Raw genomic sequence first — 18,539 nt, 5'->3', positions numbered from 1 at the left:
CCTCTCCGGTCTGCGGAGAAAAGGGCGGCGCGATGTACCCGTACGCCCTGAAGAGCACGCCGGCGGCACGGCCCGGCGGCACGTGGCCGGTTCGGGCAGGGGAGGTCAGCGGGACGTCACGGGGGTCCGGTGCCGGCCGCGCAGCGGGCACCGGCCGGACGAGGACACGAGGATCACCTCGTACCGGCAACGGGGAGCGACGACAGCGCTGTGTGCACGCACGGCCGGCTCCCCTCTGTCCTGTGTCTGATCCGTTCTGTGTCTGACGTGTCCCGACAGTACGAGGCGGGACGGGGCCGGGGCACGTGATTTTCCGGGTTCCCGCGAAGGTGGCCGGCCGCGGCGCAGGTGGCGCAGGGCGTGGCGTAGGCGGCGCAGGGCGTGGCGCTACTCGCCGAGCAGCAGCCGTTCCAGCGCCGCCCGCGCCCGCGCGTCGGACTGTGCTCGGGCCGCGACCGCGACCGCGAGTTCCCGCACCCACTCGTCGAGCGCCACCGGCCGCCGCGAAAGCACCACGCCGCGGACCTCCTTGCACACCTCGCCCCGGGGATGCGCGCCCGCGAGGTCCAGCACGAGACGCTGCTCGCCGAGGAGGACCTCGACCCGCTCGACACGGCCCGCACGCCCCGCGAGCCGGTCCGCCAGGCCGCGTCTGCGCTCGACGGCGACGGAGCCCGGCGGCAGCGCCTCGGCGAGGGTCCCCGTGAGCACCCGGGCGTACACCTCCAGGTCGGCGGCGTCCCTGCGCAGCGCGGCCGTCAGCAGCTCGACGGAGTCCGACGCCCCGGCGGGCTCGAACGGTACGGGGTCCTGTGGGGAGGTCATCGTGGGGCCTCTCGTGGTGTGCGGTCGTTCCGAGTCTGCTGGGCCGTACGCTCAGCCGTCCAGGCCGAGCACCATCGTCGGGCGCTCGATGACATGGTCCTCACGCAGCGGCCGTACGGCCGTGCCGATCGCGAAGAACTCGGTGGTGTGGCCGCCCCAGCGGTGGTTGTGCGCGTTGAGCTGCACACCGACTACGCCCTCCGCCCGCAGCTCCTCCGCCTCGTGCTGCATCCGCGCCATCGCCAGTTCGCGCGCGTCGTACAGCGCCTGGGTGAACTGCTCGATCTCCACGTTCTTGCCGATGTTGGAGAACATCTGCCCCATCCGCTGGTGCGCGATGTGGTAGACACAGGTGCCCATCACCATGCCCAGCGGGGCGTAGCCGGCGCGGATGAGCGTCCAGAAGTCCTGTCCGTTGAGGTCCGAGGTGAACGGCTGGCCCTTCAGGTTGCGCCAGCTGCCGCCGCCCGCGCCCGGCGCGGGGTGGTCGGCCTTGACGGCGGTGCCGACGGCGATGAACTCCGCGATGTCGGTGCCGAATTCACGGGCCTCGACGCTCAGCCGCACCCCGACGATGCCGTCCGCGCCCAGCTGGGCCGCCTCCGCCTCCATACGGGTCATCGCCAGTTCACGGGCGTGGTACATCGCCTGGCTGAGCGTCGTCAGCTCCTGGTTCTTGCCCCAGCGGCCCAGCTGGATGCCCACGTGGTAGATCGAGCTGCCCAGCACGAGGCCGATGGGCCGGAATCCCGCCTCGCGCACGAGCAGGAACTCGTTGACCGACAGGTCGCTGGTGAAGATCGAACCCGGCTTTCCCGGCTGCAGCTCGGCCAGCCGCCGCATCGCGTCGGCCGGCACCCCCTGGGCGGACAGGCCGTGAGCGGTGCCGTCGGCGGGGTTGAAGGCGGTCATCAGCGGGTTCCCCTCATCGTATGTCGGTGGCGGTACGGCGCATGGTCCGCCGGCGTCGTTCCGGGTCGAGCGGCATCACGGTGAGGGTGCGGGGCGGCTCCTCGCGTGCCGTGAAGCGGGCGACGGTGGTGCCCACCAGCGTCGCCTCGGCCACATGGTCCTTCTGCTCGTTGTTGCCGCTGCCGCGCGTGCAGGACTCGCCCCAGATGCGCAGGTCGCCCGCGGCGAGGATCACGCCGTCGCCGCCCCGCCGGCCGCTCTGCGCGCGCAGGTGCGCCCGGGCGTCGGCCCGCACCGCCTGGACGAGCTCGCTCCAGCCGCTGACCTCGGTGTTGCTCCACGAACGGGTCTGGGCGCGGGTGGTGTAGTCGTCGTGGCGTACGCCGATGGACATTCCGTAGAGCAGCTCGACAGGGACCCAGCCCGCGGTCACCAGCTTCGCGAAGCCCTGGCCGTCGAGGTGGCAGGTGAACGGCTGGGGCGCCCGGACCGTACCGGCCGCGCGCACCGCGGTCCCGATCACCTTGAACTCCAGGCAGTTGGGCTGGGCCGCGAAGGGCGCCACCGTCAGCTGTGCCGCGACGACGCCGTCGCCGCCGAGGGCCGAGCACTCGGCGGCCATCCGGTCGAGGGCCGAGCGGCGCGCCCCGTCGAGCACCTCGACGAGCCGGGCGGACGGGGCACCGCCTCCGGAGAGGGCGACGGGTGCCGGGGCACCGCTGAAGGCGTACCGCATGCCCCGGTAGAGGCAGTCGTGATAGCCCCAGTACCGGCCGCTGCGGCCCACGTGGTAGACGGCCGAACCCATGACCTGGCCCACCGGTTCGAACCCCACGGCGCGCAGCGCGGCGAACGCGCCGGTGGACAGCGCCGAGGACCACGTCCCGCTGCTCCGCACCTCCGCGATGCGCGCGGCCGCCGCCGGGGGCAGCCCGGCTCCCGCCCATTCCCCGCTCATGGACACCAACTTCCCGCGTCGCGCCCTGCCCTTGGGGCTCAGCGGCCCGAGTCTATGCCCGGCCGCCGGGTGGGGGCTCGGGGGATCCGGAGTGACGCGGAGGCGGGGTGCGGGAGACACCGGAACGCGTGGCTCCCCGCGCCGCCGGGCCGTGTCGCGCCCGCCCGTGCGCGCACGCCACGGCCGGCCGCCCGAAACCCCAGGACCCGTTGCGGCGCGGGAACACCATCGGGACAATGAGCAACCCGTTGGCGGGAACCGGCGCAATCACACGGGGCGTCTACCAGTGGTCCGTGGGACCACGGCATGACTGGATGGCTCATCGGGCTCTACTCGGCCCGAGAGAGGCAAGGGGGCAGTTGTGACATGGATCAAAGGTGTTTCCCGGTGTGTACCTCGCCCACGGTCGCTGTGAGACGGTGCCGCGATCGTGCCGCTCTCTTCCGGAGCTGACGAGACGCGGTCCGGCCCGGTGGTGCCCTGCCCGGTGTGCCTTCACCCGGGAGGGGAGGAACGACGCTGCCGGGTCTGCGGATTCCCGCTCCTCGGGGATCCGGTCCTGGGTGCCGCCACCGAGGAGGACCACCGGTGTGCGGCGGACGAGCTGGCCGCCGCCGCGCACACCTGGGATCTCGACGCCGCCCGGCGCACGCTGAGCGACGCCGCCGGGCGCTCGGAGCTGGCCGGGCTGCTTCGCCCACCGCCCGCCGGGCTTTCGCACCCCGCCGCCGTCCCGCACCCCTCCGGCCTTCCGCACCCCGCCGACGGCCCCGGCCCGCGGCCTGCCTCCGCTCCCCCGGTGACCGCCGGACCGCCCGCCCTGGCCGATCTGCTGCGCGGGCTCACCACCGGGGAGGTGCCCGAGGCGCTGTTCGTCGAGTTCGGCACCCAACAGGCCTCGGTGGTACGGGTGTTCGCCGACACCGCCGGTCTGCCCCACACGGCCGCGCATGCCGAGACGCCCTGGACCGAGCTCGTCCAGGAGCTCGGCACCGCGGACGCCCTGCGTCGGTTCCGGCTCGCCGGTGGGGTGGGCACCGTGGAACCGGTGGACCGCCTGGGCTTCGACCGGGCCGTGCGCGGCTGGCTGCGCGCAGTCGTCCCCCCTGCGGACGAGGTGACCGGCACCCGTAGCACCGCGGTGGTGCTGCTGCGCGGCGGCACCGGCTGGACCCTCCTCGACCGGGCCGCCGCCGTGCTGTACGAGGTGTGCGCGGTGCGCGCCGAGGGCAACCCGGCCGCCGCGCCCGGTCCGGGCACGGCGGCCGCCACCACGGCCCGGGTCCGTGACGTGCTGCGCGGTGCGCCCCTGCGCGAGCCGCACACACTGCTCCTGGCGCGGGCGGGACACGGCGCGGGTGACCACGTTCCGGTGGAACTCGCCCACCACGTCCTGTTCGAGGCCGGTCTGCGGCTGGCGCCCGGCGAGACCCGGACGGCCTCGGTCACCGTGCACGGCGGTCCCCCGGTCATGCCCCCGCCGTCCGCCGGGGCGGGGACCGCGGCGGGCGCTGCCGCCGCACCGTCCGCGACCCTGCCCGTCGTCCTGCCGCTGCTCGCCGGCCGCTACCGCCCGCAGGACCGGCACCCCCCGCTGGTCCGGCTGCCCCGCGTCGAACTGCCCGCGCTCGGCTCCGCGCACCTCACCTTCGTCCTGCACGGACCGGGCGAGATCGAGGTGCGCACCGGCGGCCACGTCCTGGCCGAGACGGCGCACGGACCGGAGCCCGACCTGCACGACCTGGTCCACCGCATGCCGCGGCGCCTGCGGCGGCCCCGGCCCCTGGAACTCCTGTGCGCGGTGGAGATGTCCGGCACCGCCGACAGCGAGGTCGCCGAGCGCGTCGGCTTCACGGACGACCTGATCCGTGCCGCGCAGCGCCATGCCGGCGCGGGCGGGGGCCTGCGGGTCGCCGTGATCGGCTACTACGACCACGCGCCCCGCAACGCCCACCAGCCCGCCCGGGGGCTCATCCGGGCCGTGCCGCCGGGACCGCCCGGCCGGGCACTGCGCCAACTGCGGGAGCTGCCCGTGGAGATACGGTCCCGGGACACCCTCACCTCCTCGCTGGAGGACGCGCTCAAGGCCGCCGCGCGCATGACCGCCGGACCGCGCACCGACTCCCTCGACCGGGTCCTCCTGGTGGTCGGGGGCCGGCCGCCCGCGCTGCCCGCCCAGGACGGCCTCGTCCCCGGCTGCCCGCGCGCCGTGGACTGGCGGGAGCAACTGGGGACCCTGCGACACCGGGGGGTGCGGGTCGGCATCCGGGCCGCCCCCTTCACCGCGCCCGCCGCCGGGGTGCCCAGCGGGCACCGGCTGGGCCACTACCTCAAGCAGACCTGGCAGGACCTGACGGGCACCGAGGGCCTCGTCCTGCGGCCCGGCACCGACTCGGCGGAGCGGGCCGCGCTCGCCCTGACCGCCGGGCAGCCCCACGGCACCGACGGCAGCCCGCTCGCGTTCGCCGCACCGCCTCTCCCCCCGCGCCCACCAGACCCACCGAGGAGCTGACGCACTCCATGACGACGCCTCATCGACCCGACCCGGGCTCCTGGGACAACGAGGACGAGGCCCGCTCCCCGGACCCGGGGCAGCCCCCGAACGGGCACCACGGGGGCAACCGCGCGTGGCAGTCGCTCGCCCTCGACGGCGCGCCCCGCAGCGCCGAACCGCCTCCCCCGCTGCCGCCCCTGCCCGCGGCCGAGCCGCGCCTGCCCGGCGCCGACACCCACACCGCGGCCGACACCCACACCGTGGCCGACCTGGGCGCGCCGCCGCTGGCCATTCCGTCGCTCCGGGGCGCTCCTCCCGTCGGCGTCAGGATCGGCGTGTGGGGAGCCTCCGGGTCCGGGAAGACGACGTTCCTCGGCGCCGTGCCGATCGCCGCGATGCAGCACCAGCGACGCGGCCAGGTGAACTGGGTGGTCGCCGGGATGGATCCCTCCTCCGCGGAGTTCCTTCAGGACAGCGTGGACCAGCTGGTGTCGGAGCAGGTGTTCCCGCAGGCGACCCGGGCCCAGCGGGACCTCAGGTGGTCGTTCGCCGGTGAGACGCGGCCCGCCCGGGGGCTGCGTACCCGCCGGCGGATCACCTTCGCGCTGGAGGTGCTCGACCTGCCCGGAGAGGCCTTCAACCCGCGCTCGAACCAGGTCAGCGAGGACCTGCACGAACAGGCCGTGACCCACCTGACGAGCTGTGGCGGTCTCGTCTACCTCTTCGACCCGCTGCTGGACGCCAACCAGCAGACCGCGAGCATCAACTACTTCTACGGAATGGCCAGTCAGATGGCCGCCCGGGTGCGCGACGAGGGCCGGCTCCTCGGCAACGGCCGGCTGCCGCACCATGTCGCGGTGTGCATCACCAAGTTCGACCACCCGGACGTCTTCGAGCCGGCGCTGCGGGCCGGCTGGGTCACCCAGGAGCATGTCGGCGCCGTCCCGCGCGTCCCGGACCATCAGGCGCACGGCTTCTTCGACTGGATCTGCGAAAGCTTCCGCGGCGGCAGCGCCCGCCTGGTCCGTGACGCCCTCGGCAACTTCTTCCACCCCGACCGGATGTCCTTCCACGCCAGCTCCGCGATCGGCTTCCGGCTCAACCCGAACAACCAGTTCGACTACCGCAATTACGTCAACGTGGAGCCGGACGGCGAGCGGATCTGCAGTTCTCCGCCGACGCCGATCAACGTCATCGAGCCGCTGATGACGCTGGAGGAGGCTCTGCGGGGCACGGCCGGACGCCCGCCGCGCACCGGCAGGCCCCGGTGGGGGCGCAGGTGAGCGGGCCACCGGCCGGGTCCCCGGTGCGCGCCGCCTGGTCCCTGCAGGGCAAGGCACCGGGTCAGGTGGCCTACGACGTACAGGCGGGCAGCGTGGAACCCCGCATCGCGCAGAAGTACTTCTGGGCCGCGTCCACGGAGACGCCACGCGCCGAGCGCGCCCACGCCCCCGACGCACTGCCGTGGGTGGCGTTCCTCGGCGGCACGGAGGCCGGCCGGCCCGTGACCGGCCTGGTGGAGACCGTCTGGTCGGGCGGGCGGGACGCGACCGGCCGGATCAGCTACTCGGCCCGGCTGCTGCTCCTCGACTGGCAGCCGGCCGGTGACGCGGGGCTCACCTGGACCTCGCTGTACGACGCCGCCCTCGACACCGCGTGGCCGGCCGTGGACGCGGACGCCGCACACCCGCCCCGCCTCGTCCTCGCCGCACGGCCCGCCGGGGTCGCCCAACTGGCCCGGTACATCGAGGAGGACATCGGCTTCGAGTGGGCCGCGCGGTCCGCGGCGCTGCTCCTGGAGGGGCGGCACGTGGCCATCACGCTGTCGCCGGAGCACGCCGGTCTGAGCGCCGTCACACGGGTCGCCGTGCTCGACGGGATCTGCGCCCTGCTGCCGTACGGCAGCAGGGCCTGGCTGTCCGCCGCGACCTGGGCCGGTCACGGCGCCGACCACGAGCTGCGGCTGACCTTCGCGCTGCGTCCCCGGGGCAGCCAGTGCCACGCCGTGCTCGCGGGGCCGCCGCCGCAGGGGCCGGGCTCGGCCCAGGGCCGTGCCTATCTGGCGGAACTGCTGCGGCTGCGGCAGAAGGTGGGCATCGAGGCGCTGCTCACCCATCTGCTCTCCCATCGCGCCCCGCTGACCCCGCAGGACGCCGAGCAGGCGCTGCGGCACCTGCGGGATCTCGACCTCCGGGCCGTGGTGGTGTCGGACATCGAACGGGGCGCCGGCCGGCTGGGCGACGTGGCGAGGCTGCTGAGCCTGCACCCGCTGGCGAGCCTCGACGAGCGGGAGGCCGCCACGGTGGCCCGTCATCTGGCGCGCTGCACCCTGCCCGCCGCCCTGCCCGAGGCGGAGCGCGCGCAGGCCCGGGCCCTGCTCCTGGAGCACTGGTCCGCGCGGACCGGCGCGGCCCTCGCCGACGAACTCAACTCCTGGCCCGTCGAGCGGCAGACCGTCCAGCGGGTGCGGGCCGTCCTCGATCTGGCGGCGGCGTCCCGTGACCGGCAGGCCCACGCCGCCGTCCTGGCCGGCTACCTCGACGCGGGCACCGCCGCCGAGGCGCCGGACGGCCTGCTCGCGCGCGGCGCGCTGCTGCACGCCGTGCAGCGGGGGCTGGACGAGAGCACGGTGGCGGCCGTGCAGTCCGTCCTGCCGCGCCGCCCCGAGCTGGCGCTGGCCTGGCTCGACGTCAACGCCGAGCATCGGACGCTGGACGACCGGCTGGTCCGTGACCTGCTGCGGCGGCCCGGTGAGGCGGACCGGCAGAGCGCCCCGGACTGGCTGCACGGCGCCGCGCTGATCCACCGCGAGCCGTCGGCCGGTCCGGACGGGCAGGGCATCGAGGCGTTCGCCGGAATCTCCCCGACGGCCTGGCGCACCGGCCTGCGCCTGGCCGCTCACGCCGGCAATCCGGACGTGCTCTGCTGGCTCCACCCGGAGCTGTACGAGGTCGCGGCGGGGCTGGCCGGCACCGACGAGGACCGGGGTTTCCTGCTCCGGCGGGTCGACGTCCTCGTACCGAAACAGCGCGGCGTCGCGGGCAGGCACGCCGCCTGGGCCGATCTGATCCAGCTTCCCCTGCTGGGGAGCGTGCAGCGCGCCCGCCTCTTCGCGGACGACGGCGCGGCGGGCGCCGAGTACGCCGGTGTCCTCAGGCAGCAGCTGCCGCACCTGGGGCTGCGGGGCCGGGGGGAGGGCCGGCTGGCCGAGGGGCTGGTCGGGGAACGGCTCGACCAGGTGCCGTATCCGCTCCTGTGGGAGCTGACACACCCTCAGGAGCCGGGCGCGGCGGGCCTGGTGGGCCTGGAGGGTCCGCTGCTCGACAGGATCGCCGAGCTGCTCAGACACGCCGGGGACTGGCTCACCCGCGACATGCCCGCACCGTGGGAGCAGCGGCTGCGCGACCGCCCCGACCTCCAGTGGCTGGCCCACACCGCCGACATCCGCCGGCTCGTCGCCGCCCGCACGGCCGCTCCCGAGCACCTGGGCGACGCCATCGTGCGGGCGAGCCCGCACTCCCGGTACGCCGAACACGCCCAGCAGACCGTCGAGTTCCCCTCCGCCGTGCTCGATGCGATCAGGCCCTGGCTGCACGAGCACGCGGGACGCGGCGACTTCGTGCACCGGCTGGCCGGGCACCTCAACCGGACCGCCCCGCACCAGGCGCTCGGCGACCTGCTCTACTACTCCGTCTCCCAGCTGCGGTTCGGCGAACCGGTCCGGCAGCGGGCACTGGACTGCCACCGGGAGCTGAAGGACAGCGTCGAGCACGCGATCAAGCTCCTGCGGCAGAAGCCGTCGCGCCAGCAGCCGACAGCTCCTCCCCCGTTCCCCGGCCAGGCCGGGTCCGGCGGCGCCCACCGGCCGTCGTACCCGCCGGGGACACAGCATCCCGCCGGGGGCCGCCGGTCCTACCCCGACCCCGCTCACCCGGCGTCCGGCACCTCCGGCGAGTCCGAACGGGGCGTGTTCTCCCGGCTGCTCGGGCGGCGCGGCCGAGGCGAGGACCGCGTATGAGCCCGCCGCGCTCCCTCGCCCTCGACATCGGCACCCGCTACGCGCGCCTCGCCGTCGCCGGGCCCGGTGCCGGGCCTGCCCGCCCGGTCCACCTGCCCGCAGACGTACCGGGCGAGGGGCTGCCGCTGTCCGCCGCCACGCGCGGCCGGCCCGTCGCCGCGCTGCGCGAGGCGTACGGCGCCTACCTCGCCCGGTACGGCCCGCCCGCCCGGGCCGTGGTCGTCCTGCCGCGGCGCACCGCCCGCGCGCTGGCCGGTCCAGCGACGGCCGCTCTCGCCGCGGACGGCTGTCCGCGGCCCCGGGCGATCGACGCCGCCCACGCCCTGCTCGCCCTGGTCCGGCAGACCCCGGGCGGACCGGCGGACACCGGGGAGTACCTCGTGTGCGATGCCGGGGCCCGCGCCGCGGACGCCGCCCGCTGCACTCGGGCCGGCTCCTCGGTGCTGGTGCGCGCCACCGCCGAGGCGACCGGGCCGACCGGCCTGCTGGGCGCGGATTTCGACACGGCGCTGCTCGCCGCCGCCGGTCTGCGCGACACCGACGAAGCCCACCGCGACCTGGCCGCGGCGCGCCTGGCCGACCCCGGCGGCCGCCGGCTGGGGCTCGCCGTGGCCCGGGCCGTGCGCAGGCCCGACCCCTTCGACGACACCCCGGTCCACCTCCTGTCCGGCCGGGACGTCACCGCGGGGCAGGTACGGACGTCCCTGCCGCCGCTCATCGACGCGGTACGGCGGGCCGTGGCCGAGGTCGCCGCACCGGCCGGCGCGGCCGAGCCGCCCCCGCTGCTGCTCGCCGGGGGGCTGGCCCGGCTCGAACCGCTCACCCGGCAGCTGGCCGAGAGCCACCGGCTGCTGCCCCTGCCCGCGGACGTGGACGCCGGGTACGCGGCGGCGGTCGGCGGCGCCCTGGTCGCGGCCGGGCTCGCCGACCCCGGGGACCGCTACCCGTACGCCGTCCGCATCAGCACCCACCGCCGGGTGGCCGGACGGCTGTGCACCGAGGCACTCGAACTGGCCGCCCCCGGGGCCCTGGAGCCCGGCGGCGACACCGTGTTCGCCGTCCGGGACGGCCGGCCGGCCGAGGTGCTCCCCGACACGGCGGCCGGGCGCCCGGTGCGGGTCGAGGCCGTCGGCCCGGACGGCCGGCCGGTCCCGCTGCCGGACGTCACCCTGCCTCCCGGCGCACCGGCCGGGCTCTGCCGCGTCGGCGTCCGGGTCGGCGCGGACGGGGCGGCGGCCCTGGTGCTGCGCGCGGTCGCGGAGGGTCCGGACACCGAGACCCGCGTTCCGCTCGGCCCCCTGCCCGCCCCGCCCGACACCTGATCCGGCCCCACCGCCCCCGACCGCGTCGCGCCCGAGGAGCTCGCCTTCGATGAACAAGCCCCCGCCCAGCCCGAGTCCGGGACGCGCCCGGGCCGGTGCCGTCCACCGCGCCGCCGTCGCTCTCGCCGCCCTGGTGCTCACGGCCCTGGCCGTCGCGCCGTCCGGGGCGGCCCCCGCGGCCGCCGGCACGGCCCCGGCCGCACCGGGTCCCAGCCGCGCCGCGATCTACTCCGCGCTCGGCCTGGAGCAGGTCCCCGCCGACTACGTCGTACTCGTCGACGTCTCCGGCTCGATGATGGACAAGGGGCGGTACTCGTCGGTCCGTTCGGCGCTGCTGCCGTTCCTGAAGGGCCTGTCGCCGCAGGACTACGTCGCCCTGTTCACGTTCGGGAACACGGCCGAGACCGTCTATCTGGGGCACCCGTCCGACCCCAAGGCCGTCATCGGCAGGCTGCCCGCGCAGGCCGGGCCCTCCGGCGTGCACACCGATATCGGCGCCGCCCTGGACCGCGGCCTGGCCGAGCTGGAGCGGCCCGACGCCGCCGACGTCGGCTCCGTGGTGATGTTCACCGACGGCCGGCACGATCCGCCGGAGGGCTCCCGGTACCCCAAGGCCTCCGGGCCGGCGTGGGACGCGCTGCGAAGCCGGGCCGAGAAGCTGGCCGGCCGGCACGAACTGGCCGCCTACTCGCTGCCGTTGGCCACCGACGAGTCCGGCACCGCGCAGCTGTCCCGCGTCGTGCCGGACACCACCGAGCTGCGGCCGGACTCGGTGCAGAACCTCGCCGGTTATCTCGGGCGGGCCGCCGAGCAGGCCCGGGCGCGCAAGGCCGCGCGGCTGATCGCCCAGGACGCGGGCAGGGGCGTCACCGCCACGCTGTCGCCCGCCGGGACACTGGAGCTGGGCCGGGGCGGGGCGGCGGCCACCCTGACGCTGACGGCCACGACCAAGCGGCTGCCGCTGACCGTGACCGGCCTCGGCGCGAGCGTGAACGGACAGCCGCTCACCGTCACCGGCCTGCCGGACCGGGTGACCCTGGAGCCGGGCGCGGCACGGCGGTTCGCCGTCCAGGTGCGCGGCAGGCCCGACGCCGGACTGCTGCCGGTGCGGCGGACCTGGCGGGCCGAGGTCGGCGTCACCGTGCACGGCAGGGTCACGACGCCCTGGGCGGCCACCCTCGACGACGTGCGGTTCGACGTGCCGGCGGCGGTGGACGGACCGGCCACGGGCCTGCGGCTGCGCACCGAGGTCGGCTCGCCGCTGGCCCTGCCCCTGCTGACCGGCGTCCCCCTCGCGGTCCTCCTCGCCGCGCTGCTGCTGTGGCTGCGGCGCAACCGGGCGGCCCTCAGCGGCCGCCTGGTGCTGTCCCCGGCGCTCGGCGGCGGCCCGCAGGACCACATCGTCCTGCGGGGGCGGCAGTTGACGCTCGCACCGGCCCGGATCGGTGGCCGCGGCCGCGTGTACGGCCGCCGGTTCCGGGCGGCCGACGGCACGCGCGGGATCGCGCTGCAACTGCGTTACAGCCCTGACGGCACCGCGGCCCGCAGCGCGGACGCCGTGTGCCGGCCCGGCGACTCGGTGGTGATCAACGGCATCAGCTTCGCCTACCTGGCCGACAGCGGCGGGCCGCCCGCGCCGCCGGCCGCGTCCGGCGCCGGCGCGCAGCCGGGCCCGCTGCCGATCCCGCGGCCCGGGTCGCTGCCGCCCGACGGGGACGGGCCCTGGCGCGCCGCCCCGCCACCGCCGCCGGCGCCGCCCGGGCGGCCCGCGCCCTCGGAACGAGACCTGCCGTGAGCGGCCCGGACCTCAACGTCGCCGCCACCCGGGTCGGCACCCACGCCCTGGGCCCGGGGCGGCGGTCGGTGGTGTGGGTGCAGGGCTGCCCGTTCCGTTGCGCGGGCTGTCTGGCACCGGAGTGGATCCCGGACCGCCCCGCCCGCCGCGCGGACCCCGCGGAGCTGGCCCGCGAGTTGCTCGCCGACCCCGGCGTGCGCGGTCTGACGCTGTCCGGCGGCGAGCCGATGGCCCAGGCCGCGGGGCTCGCCGCGCTGGTCCGCGCGGCCCGCGCACGGCGCGACCTCTCGGTGATCTGCTTCACCGGCCACCGCCTGGAACGGCTGCGCGCCCGGCCACCGGCACCGGGGGTCACCGAACTCCTCGGCCTCGTCGACGTGCTGATCGACGGCCGGTACGTCGCCGGGCTGGACGACGGCAAGGGGCTGCGCGGAAGCAGCAACCAGCGCGTCCACCACCTCACACCGAGGCTCTCCGACTGCGGCTACGACTTCACGGAAGGGCCCCGCACCGCCGAGATCGCCCTGGACGGGCCCGCCGCCCTGCTGGTCGGGGTCCCGCCCGCCGGGCTGCTCGCGGCCTTCGACTCCGCCGTGGACGAGGCCCGTTCACGGCTGTGCCTTCCCCAGACACCCGACGCGAGGCCCCGGCACCCCCGGGCGCGGCTCGCGGCCGACCGACCAGGCGAGGACGACTGACATGAGCGGCAAGAAGCGCATCCTGGTGGACGAGACACAGTGGTACCAGGCCCAACGGGCGGCCCAGAACCTCAAGCAGGTCCGGCGCGACATGCCCCGGCTCCTCGACGAGGTCCGCCGGCAGACGGAAGCCGACCAGGCCCGCACCCGCGCCGAGCTGAACGAGCGCGCCCGCCGGACGGAGGAGACCCTGTCCGGGCTCGCGGCCCACACACAGCGGCTGGAGCGGGACACCGGACGCAGGCTGCGCGAGCAGTCCGAGCGCCTGCAGCAGGAGCTGCGCGGCACCGCGGACCGGCTCGAACGCGACACCCGTACCCGGCTCGCCCAGCAGCGCGCGGCCCTGGAACGCGAACTCGCGGCCGAACGCGACCAGCGCCGCCGCGACATCGCCGGCCTGACCGGACGCGTCGACGAGCTCGCCGGCCATCGCGAGCGCGCCGCGGACGCCGCCCGGGACTGGCTCGCCGACGGCACCACGATGGCCGGTCTCATCGACTCCACCCTGCCGCACGAGCGGCACGCCCCCGGCCGGCTCGACCGGCTGCGCCTGGACCTCGCCACCGCACGGCGCAACAGCGACGCCGGCCAGTACGAGGCCGCGCTCTCCCTCGCCCAGGGCGCCTACCTCGACCTCAGCGAGCTGCGCCTCGACATCGAGCACCGCGAGCTGGAGCGACGGCTCGCCCAGGACGCCGCCGTCGAGGCCCTGGTCCTGGTGGAGACGCTGATCACGCAGAACGAGGTCAGGCCGGTCATGGGACCCGACGGGGAGCCGCTGCACGGGGTCGAACTGGACGTGGACCACTGGTCGGAGGGCGAGCTCGCACAGCTGCGCGAACAGACGGCCGAGCCGCTGGCCCGGGCCCGGGACGACGCCACGACCACCGCCGAACAGCGCGAACTGGCCGCTGCGGCAGCCGGGTTGGAGGACCGGCTCGGTGAGATCGTGGACCGGGCCGGCATGCGGCAGCTCGCCTCACAGCTGCGCGTGAACCTCGCCGACTCGGTGGCCGGGACACTCTCCCGGATCGGCGCCTACGAGCTGACGGACGGCGAGTACCAGGACGAGGACCAGCGCCGCTCGTACCACGCCGTGCTGGAGCACGCGAACGGCAACAGGATCGTGGTGCAGATCCTGCCCCCGCCGGAGGGCGAGACCGGGCAGGTCCTGCGCGTCCTGTCCTACGACCACGACACGGCCTCGGAACGGGAACTCCGGGACCGGGCCGAGGCGGTACGGCACGCGCTCCAGGAGGCGGGGCACCCGACCGGGGCGCTGGAGAGCGAGCCCGGCGTCCCGGATCCGGCGGCCGCCGACCTGGACCGGTTCCGGCGGCCCGCCGCCCGGCCGCGCACGCTCCCGGCCGACGGCGCCGTATGACGGGCCGGCTCGGCTCCCGCTTCGCCGGCCTGCGCCTCGGCGCCGGCGAGCCGTTCACCGTGGTGTACGGGCCCGGCGTCGACGACACCTTCGTCGGCGCCGACTACCGGGAGCGGAACCTGGACGCGGCACTGTGGCATGTGCTGCGCGCCGAGTCCTGCGCGTATGTGGCCTACAGCTCCCAGCGCCGGCCGCTGTACTTCCTGGACCCGCAGTCCGAGGCCCGGTCCAGGCCGGCCGGCCGCGCCGCGGCCGACGGACCGTCACGGGCATCGGACGCGTCGGAGGGGACAGGACCCGCGGGGCCTCCCCTCATGCGCCATGCCCGGCTGCGCGGACCGCTCGGCCGGGTGGTCGTCCGCCCGCCCGGACCGCCGCGGGACGCCGCGCCCGCGGCGGAGTCGACCACCCCGTCCGCCGAAGGCGGGCCGCCGCGCGCCCTGTCCGACCCGTTCACCGTCATGACCCTGTCCGGGTACCTGGCGAATCCCCCGCGCCGCACGGCCGTGGTGTTCACCGAGGCGGAGAGCACCCTGCGGCACACCGACGCCACCCGCCCCCTGGACACCTTCTTCAGCGACTGGGCCCGGCACGGCGACTACGACCACCCGGTCGTGCTGGTCTTCGCGCGCCCGACGTTCGACGCCTGTGTGGAGTACGTCGAGTCGCTGCACGGCTACCCCGCACTGGCCGCCCGGCTGCGCCGGCAGGCCGCGCCCGCCGTCCACGTCGGCTTCCCGGACGAGGCCGAACTGCACCGCCTCGTCCAGCGGTTGCGGCTGCGCCACGGACTGCGCATCGGCGACTGGCGCGAACTGGACACCGTGGTACGGGCGATGGCGGCCCAGCCGCTCACCGTGAAGAACTGGCGCAGCCGTCTGCTGTCCCTCGGCGAGACCCCGCTCAGCGGCCAGGAGCTTGCCGGGCGCGGCTGGCTGCCCCGGTCCGCCGGACACCGGCCGGGGGTGCCGGCCGGCCCGGACATCCGCACGGCCGAGGAGCAACTGGCCGACCTGCCGGGCCTGGAGCCGGTGAAGACCCACCTGCGGCGGCTGCGCAGCCGGATCGCCGCCGAACGACGGCTGGACGACCTGGGGCGCGGCACGGGCGCCGAACCGGCCTCCCCGCACCTGCTGTTCGCCGGTCCGCCCGGTACCGGGAAGACGACCGTGGCCCGGCTCGTCGGCGAGATGTACCGCGAACTGGGCGTGCTGCGCCGCGGCCATGTGGTGGAGGTCCGGCTCGACGACCTGGTCGCCGGTTACGTCGGGCAGAGCACCCCCCTCGCCAACGCCGCCGTGAACGACGCCCTGGACGGGGTGCTGTTCGTCGACGAGGTGCACGGCGTGGGCGAGGAGGGCCCCGGATTCCTGATGGACGTCATCCGGACCCTGCTCGCCCGCATGGAGAACGAACGGGACCGGCTCGTCGTGATCGCGGCCGGATACCCCGAGAAGATCGACGAGTTCCTCGCCGCCGACCTCGGCCTCGCCCGCCGCTTCCGCGAACGGATCGCCTTTCCCGACTACCCGCCGGACGTGCTGCACACCATCCTGCTGCGCTACCTGGCGGCCCGCGGCCTGCGCTGGGACGACGCGTCGGCCGACCGGCTGCTGGAGGTCGTCACCGCGCTGCACGCCACCCGCCGACCCGACTTCGGCAACGCCGGCACCATGCGCGACCTCGGCGAGCAGATCTTCACCGAGTGGGCCGTCCGGGTCGGCGAGGACACCGAGCAGCCGTTCACCGTGGACGACCTGCCGGAGGAGTACCGCGCCCTGCTGCCCGGGCCCCCGCCCGACGACGGGGCCCTGCTGTCCGACCTGGACGGCATGGTCGGCCTCGCCTCGGTGCGCGAGGCGATCACCGACCTCGCCGACCGCATCCGGCTGCGCCAGGCCCGGGGCAGGCGTCTGCCGGCGCCCCCGCACCTGCTGTTCACGGGGCCGCCCGGCACCGGGAAGACCTCCGTGGCACGGTCCGTCGGCGGGATGCTCCGCGACCTCGGACTGCTGCGCAGGGGCCATCTGGTCGAGGCCACACGCGCCGACCTGGTCGCCGAGTACGTCGGCCAGACCGCGCCCCGGGTCCGGGAGGCCGTGCACGAGGCGCTCGACGGGGTGCTCTTCATCGACGAGGCGTACAGCCTCACGTCCGGCTCCGGCATCCAGGGCGCCGACTTCGGCAGGGAGGCCGTCGACACCCTGGTCCGGGAGATGGAGCACTGGAACGACCGGCTCGTGGTGATCGCCGCGGGCTATCCCCGCGAGATGGACGAGTTCCTGCGCGGCAACAGCGGCCTGGCCTCCCGCTTCACCCTGCGCGTGGAGTTCCCGGCGTACGGCACCGAGGAACTCGTCGAAGTGCTGCGCCGCAGCGCCGGGGCCGAGGGCTACGTCCTCACGCCGGAGGTCGCCGAGCGGGCCGGACGCTGGCTCGACGCCCGGCGGCGCATCGACCCGGGCGGCTTCGGCAACGCCCGCGAGATCCGCGGCCTCCTCGCCACCATGGAGGCCCGCCTCGCCCGCCGTCTGCGCACCGCCCCCACCACCACCGACCACTCCGCCTTCACCGCCGACGACGTACCCGCCCCCGGCCGCTGACCACCCCCCTTGCCTGGCCTCGCCTGGCCTTTTCTTTCCGTTCCCCTCCCTTACTCCAGCGCGTCCCGCAGCACCCGGTCGATCGCGGCGAGGCGGCGCTCCACGTCACCGGCGTCGAGGAGCGCGCGCCCCAGGGCCGTGCCGTTCTTGGTGAGCCGGTCGCCACGGGCCTGTGCCTCATCGTCGTCGCCCCATGCGGACAGTGCCTGCGCCAGCTCCCGGTCCGCCTGGGCGTGGCGCCGCAACTGCGGTACGTGCTCGCCGAGTTCGGCGCGGACCGCGTCGAGGCGTCGGCGCAGTTCGTCCAGCTCGGCGGTGACCCGGGCCAGCTCCCGCTCCTCCTCGGCGAGCCGCTCGCCGGTCTCCTCGGCCTGGCGCAGCGCCTCGCGGGTCCGTGGCGCCAGCGCGTCCAGCCGGTCCTCGCCGAGCCGGACCAACGCGCCGCAGTCCGCGGCCAGGGTCTGTTCGGCGGAGGTGTCCCGGGAGCGCAGCAGCGTCAGCCGTTCGTCCACCACCTGCTGCTGCCCGCTGAGCGCGTCCAGCGCGTCCACCAGGCGTTCGAGGCGGCGCAGCTCCGCGATCCGCTCCCGCAACTCCCCGTGCTCCGCGAGGCGCCGGCGCAGTTCCTCCTCGGTGGTGGCGAGCCGCTCCAGGGCCGCACGGTCGTCGCGCAGCCGGCCGTCGAGCGCGGTGAGCTCGGCGAGCCGCTCGTCCAGCTGCTCCGCCGGCCGCCGGCCGGGCCGGGCGGCCGCCACGAGGCGGGGCGCCTGCTCGGCCAGCGCCGGGAACTCCTCCAGCGCGTCGAACAGGCCGAACAGCCCCTCCAGCGCGGCGACGCCGTCCGCGTCCCGCGCCTGTGCGAGTTCCTGCGCGGCCCACCGGAGCGAGGCACCGAGCGCCGACAGGGCCGCCGCGGCTCCGGCACCGTCCGCGAGCGCCCCGCGCAGATCCCGGCGGGCCCGCTCGCCCGGGGTCATGTCGTCCGCAGCCGCCATCCGCACCCCCGGTTCCCCGTCACACCGCCGACCGGGGCAGCGTAGCGCCGAAGCCCCCGAATTCGCCTGTGAGGCAACGCCGTTCGGATCTAGACTGCCCAGGCAGCGGCCGGGCCTCGTCCGGGGGACGAGAGCGACGAGAGCGACGAGAGCGACGAGAGCGACGAGGGTGGGGGAACCCGTGACTGAGCTTGTGCGCTTCCAGGGGCCGGAAGGCTCCGAACTCGTCGTCGAAGTCGCCGACGACACTCCTGGTCTGGAGCTGATCTCGCGCCGCGAGGACGGCATCGTCGAGGCCACGCGGCGGATCCGGGAGTCGCTGGAGTCCACGCTGCCCACCCTGCGGTCGGTGGTGGACACCGCGCGTGCCCTCGCCCCGCAGGAGATGGAGATCGACTTCGGTATGAAGTTCACCGCGGAGGCCGGTGTCGTCGTCGCCAGGACCGCCGCGGAGGGGCACTTCGCCGTACGGCTGCGCTGGACGCGGCCGGACGGTGCGCCCGAGCGGCCGGCCGGCTCCGGGAACTGACGACCC

The 18,539-nt window shown here is 75.9% G+C and carries 13 protein-coding genes; 9 read left to right on the top strand and 4 right to left on the bottom strand.

What is annotated here, in order from left to right:
• Positions 1-387: 387 nt before the first annotated feature.
• From ACFC8N_RS27155 to ACFC8N_RS27145, 3 genes are read right to left on the bottom strand one after another with little or no spacing between them, the layout of a single operon-like run.
• Positions 388-825 (bottom strand): hypothetical protein, encoded by a 438-nt coding sequence (locus ACFC8N_RS27155; protein WP_356025583.1) that lies wholly within the window; start codon positions 823-825, stop codon positions 388-390.
• 51 nt (positions 826-876) lie between these two features.
• Positions 877-1,737, bottom strand: coding sequence for a heavy metal-binding domain-containing protein (locus tag ACFC8N_RS27150; protein WP_376290587.1), 861 nt, complete (start codon positions 1,735-1,737; stop codon positions 877-879).
• Between the two features lie 13 nt (positions 1,738-1,750).
• Complete coding sequence (locus ACFC8N_RS27145) at positions 1,751-2,695, bottom strand: heavy metal-binding domain-containing protein (RefSeq protein ID WP_356025588.1); 945 nt, start codon at positions 2,693-2,695, stop codon at positions 1,751-1,753.
• A 430-nt stretch (positions 2,696-3,125) separates the two neighbouring features.
• On the opposite strand from ACFC8N_RS27145, the gene ACFC8N_RS27140 reads away from it, so the two are divergent.
• Genes ACFC8N_RS27140 through ACFC8N_RS27105 form a run of 8 tightly spaced genes read left to right on the top strand, consistent with a single transcriptional unit; the run spans position 3,126 to position 17,009 of the window.
• A complete protein-coding gene (locus ACFC8N_RS27140; RefSeq protein ID WP_376290584.1) occupies positions 3,126-5,207 on the top strand; it encodes a hypothetical protein in 2,082 nt (693 codons plus the stop codon).
• 8 nt (positions 5,208-5,215) lie between these two features.
• On the top strand, positions 5,216-6,472 hold the full coding sequence (locus ACFC8N_RS27135; protein WP_376290581.1) for a hypothetical protein: 1,257 nt from the start codon (positions 5,216-5,218) through the stop codon (positions 6,470-6,472).
• Positions 6,469-9,207, top strand: a complete 2,739-nt coding sequence (locus ACFC8N_RS27130) for a hypothetical protein (protein WP_376290578.1) — start codon at positions 6,469-6,471, stop codon at positions 9,205-9,207. Before ACFC8N_RS27135 ends, ACFC8N_RS27130 begins: the two co-directional genes overlap by 4 nt.
• Positions 9,204-10,529 carry a hypothetical protein gene (locus ACFC8N_RS27125; RefSeq protein WP_376290577.1) on the top strand — a complete coding sequence of 442 codons (1,326 nt, stop codon included), beginning with the start codon at positions 9,204-9,206 and terminating at the stop codon, positions 10,527-10,529. Before ACFC8N_RS27130 ends, ACFC8N_RS27125 begins: the two co-directional genes overlap by 4 nt.
• Before the next feature lie 49 nt (positions 10,530-10,578).
• On the top strand, positions 10,579-12,324 hold the full coding sequence (locus ACFC8N_RS27120; RefSeq protein WP_376290574.1) for a VWA domain-containing protein: 1,746 nt from the start codon (positions 10,579-10,581) through the stop codon (positions 12,322-12,324).
• On the top strand, positions 12,321-13,022 hold the full coding sequence (locus ACFC8N_RS27115) for a 4Fe-4S single cluster domain-containing protein (RefSeq protein ID WP_376290572.1): 702 nt from the start codon (positions 12,321-12,323) through the stop codon (positions 13,020-13,022). Before ACFC8N_RS27120 ends, ACFC8N_RS27115 begins: the two co-directional genes overlap by 4 nt.
• A 1-nt stretch (position 13,023) precedes the next feature.
• Positions 13,024-14,406, top strand: coding sequence for a hypothetical protein (locus ACFC8N_RS27110; protein WP_376290569.1), 1,383 nt, complete (start codon positions 13,024-13,026; stop codon positions 14,404-14,406).
• Complete coding sequence (locus ACFC8N_RS27105) at positions 14,403-17,009, top strand: AAA family ATPase (protein WP_376290567.1); 2,607 nt, start codon at positions 14,403-14,405, stop codon at positions 17,007-17,009. Before ACFC8N_RS27110 ends, ACFC8N_RS27105 begins: the two co-directional genes overlap by 4 nt.
• 50 nt (positions 17,010-17,059) lie before the next feature.
• Here the strand turns inward: ACFC8N_RS27105 and ACFC8N_RS27100 are convergent, their stop codons facing one another.
• Positions 17,060-18,004 (bottom strand): hypothetical protein, encoded by a 945-nt coding sequence (locus ACFC8N_RS27100; protein ID WP_376290564.1) that lies wholly within the window; start codon positions 18,002-18,004, stop codon positions 17,060-17,062.
• A gap of 181 nt (positions 18,005-18,185) precedes the next feature.
• Between ACFC8N_RS27100 and ACFC8N_RS27095 the strand changes: the two genes are divergently transcribed.
• Positions 18,186-18,533 carry a CU044_2847 family protein gene (locus ACFC8N_RS27095; RefSeq protein WP_356025610.1) on the top strand — a complete coding sequence of 116 codons (348 nt, stop codon included), beginning with the start codon at positions 18,186-18,188 and terminating at the stop codon, positions 18,531-18,533.
• Positions 18,534-18,539 lie beyond the last annotated feature (6 nt).

Origin of the sequence: Streptomyces sp. NPDC055966, from assembly GCF_042269865.1 — a bacterium.
Taxonomy (GTDB): domain Bacteria; phylum Actinomycetota; class Actinomycetes; order Streptomycetales; family Streptomycetaceae; genus Streptomyces.
Note: the sequence above shows the minus strand (reverse complement) of the source record. Positions and strands in the feature narration are given on the sequence as shown.

Coding starts and splice junctions, on each gene's coding strand:
- ACFC8N_RS27155 (WP_356025583.1), bottom strand. CDS start 825: ATGACCTCCCCACAGGACCCCGTACCGTTCGAGCCCGCCGGGGCGTCG.
- ACFC8N_RS27150 (WP_376290587.1), bottom strand. CDS start 1,737: ATGACCGCCTTCAACCCCGCCGACGGCACCGCTCACGGCCTGTCCGCC.
- ACFC8N_RS27145 (WP_356025588.1), bottom strand. CDS start 2,695: ATGAGCGGGGAATGGGCGGGAGCCGGGCTGCCCCCGGCGGCGGCCGCG.
- ACFC8N_RS27135 (WP_376290581.1), top strand. CDS start 5,216: ATGACGACGCCTCATCGACCCGACCCGGGCTCCTGGGACAACGAGGAC.
- ACFC8N_RS27125 (WP_376290577.1), top strand. CDS start 9,204: ATGAGCCCGCCGCGCTCCCTCGCCCTCGACATCGGCACCCGCTACGCG.
- ACFC8N_RS27120 (WP_376290574.1), top strand. CDS start 10,579: ATGAACAAGCCCCCGCCCAGCCCGAGTCCGGGACGCGCCCGGGCCGGT.
- ACFC8N_RS27110 (WP_376290569.1), top strand. CDS start 13,024: ATGAGCGGCAAGAAGCGCATCCTGGTGGACGAGACACAGTGGTACCAG.
- ACFC8N_RS27105 (WP_376290567.1), top strand. CDS start 14,403: ATGACGGGCCGGCTCGGCTCCCGCTTCGCCGGCCTGCGCCTCGGCGCC.
- ACFC8N_RS27100 (WP_376290564.1), bottom strand. CDS start 18,004: ATGGCGGCTGCGGACGACATGACCCCGGGCGAGCGGGCCCGCCGGGAT.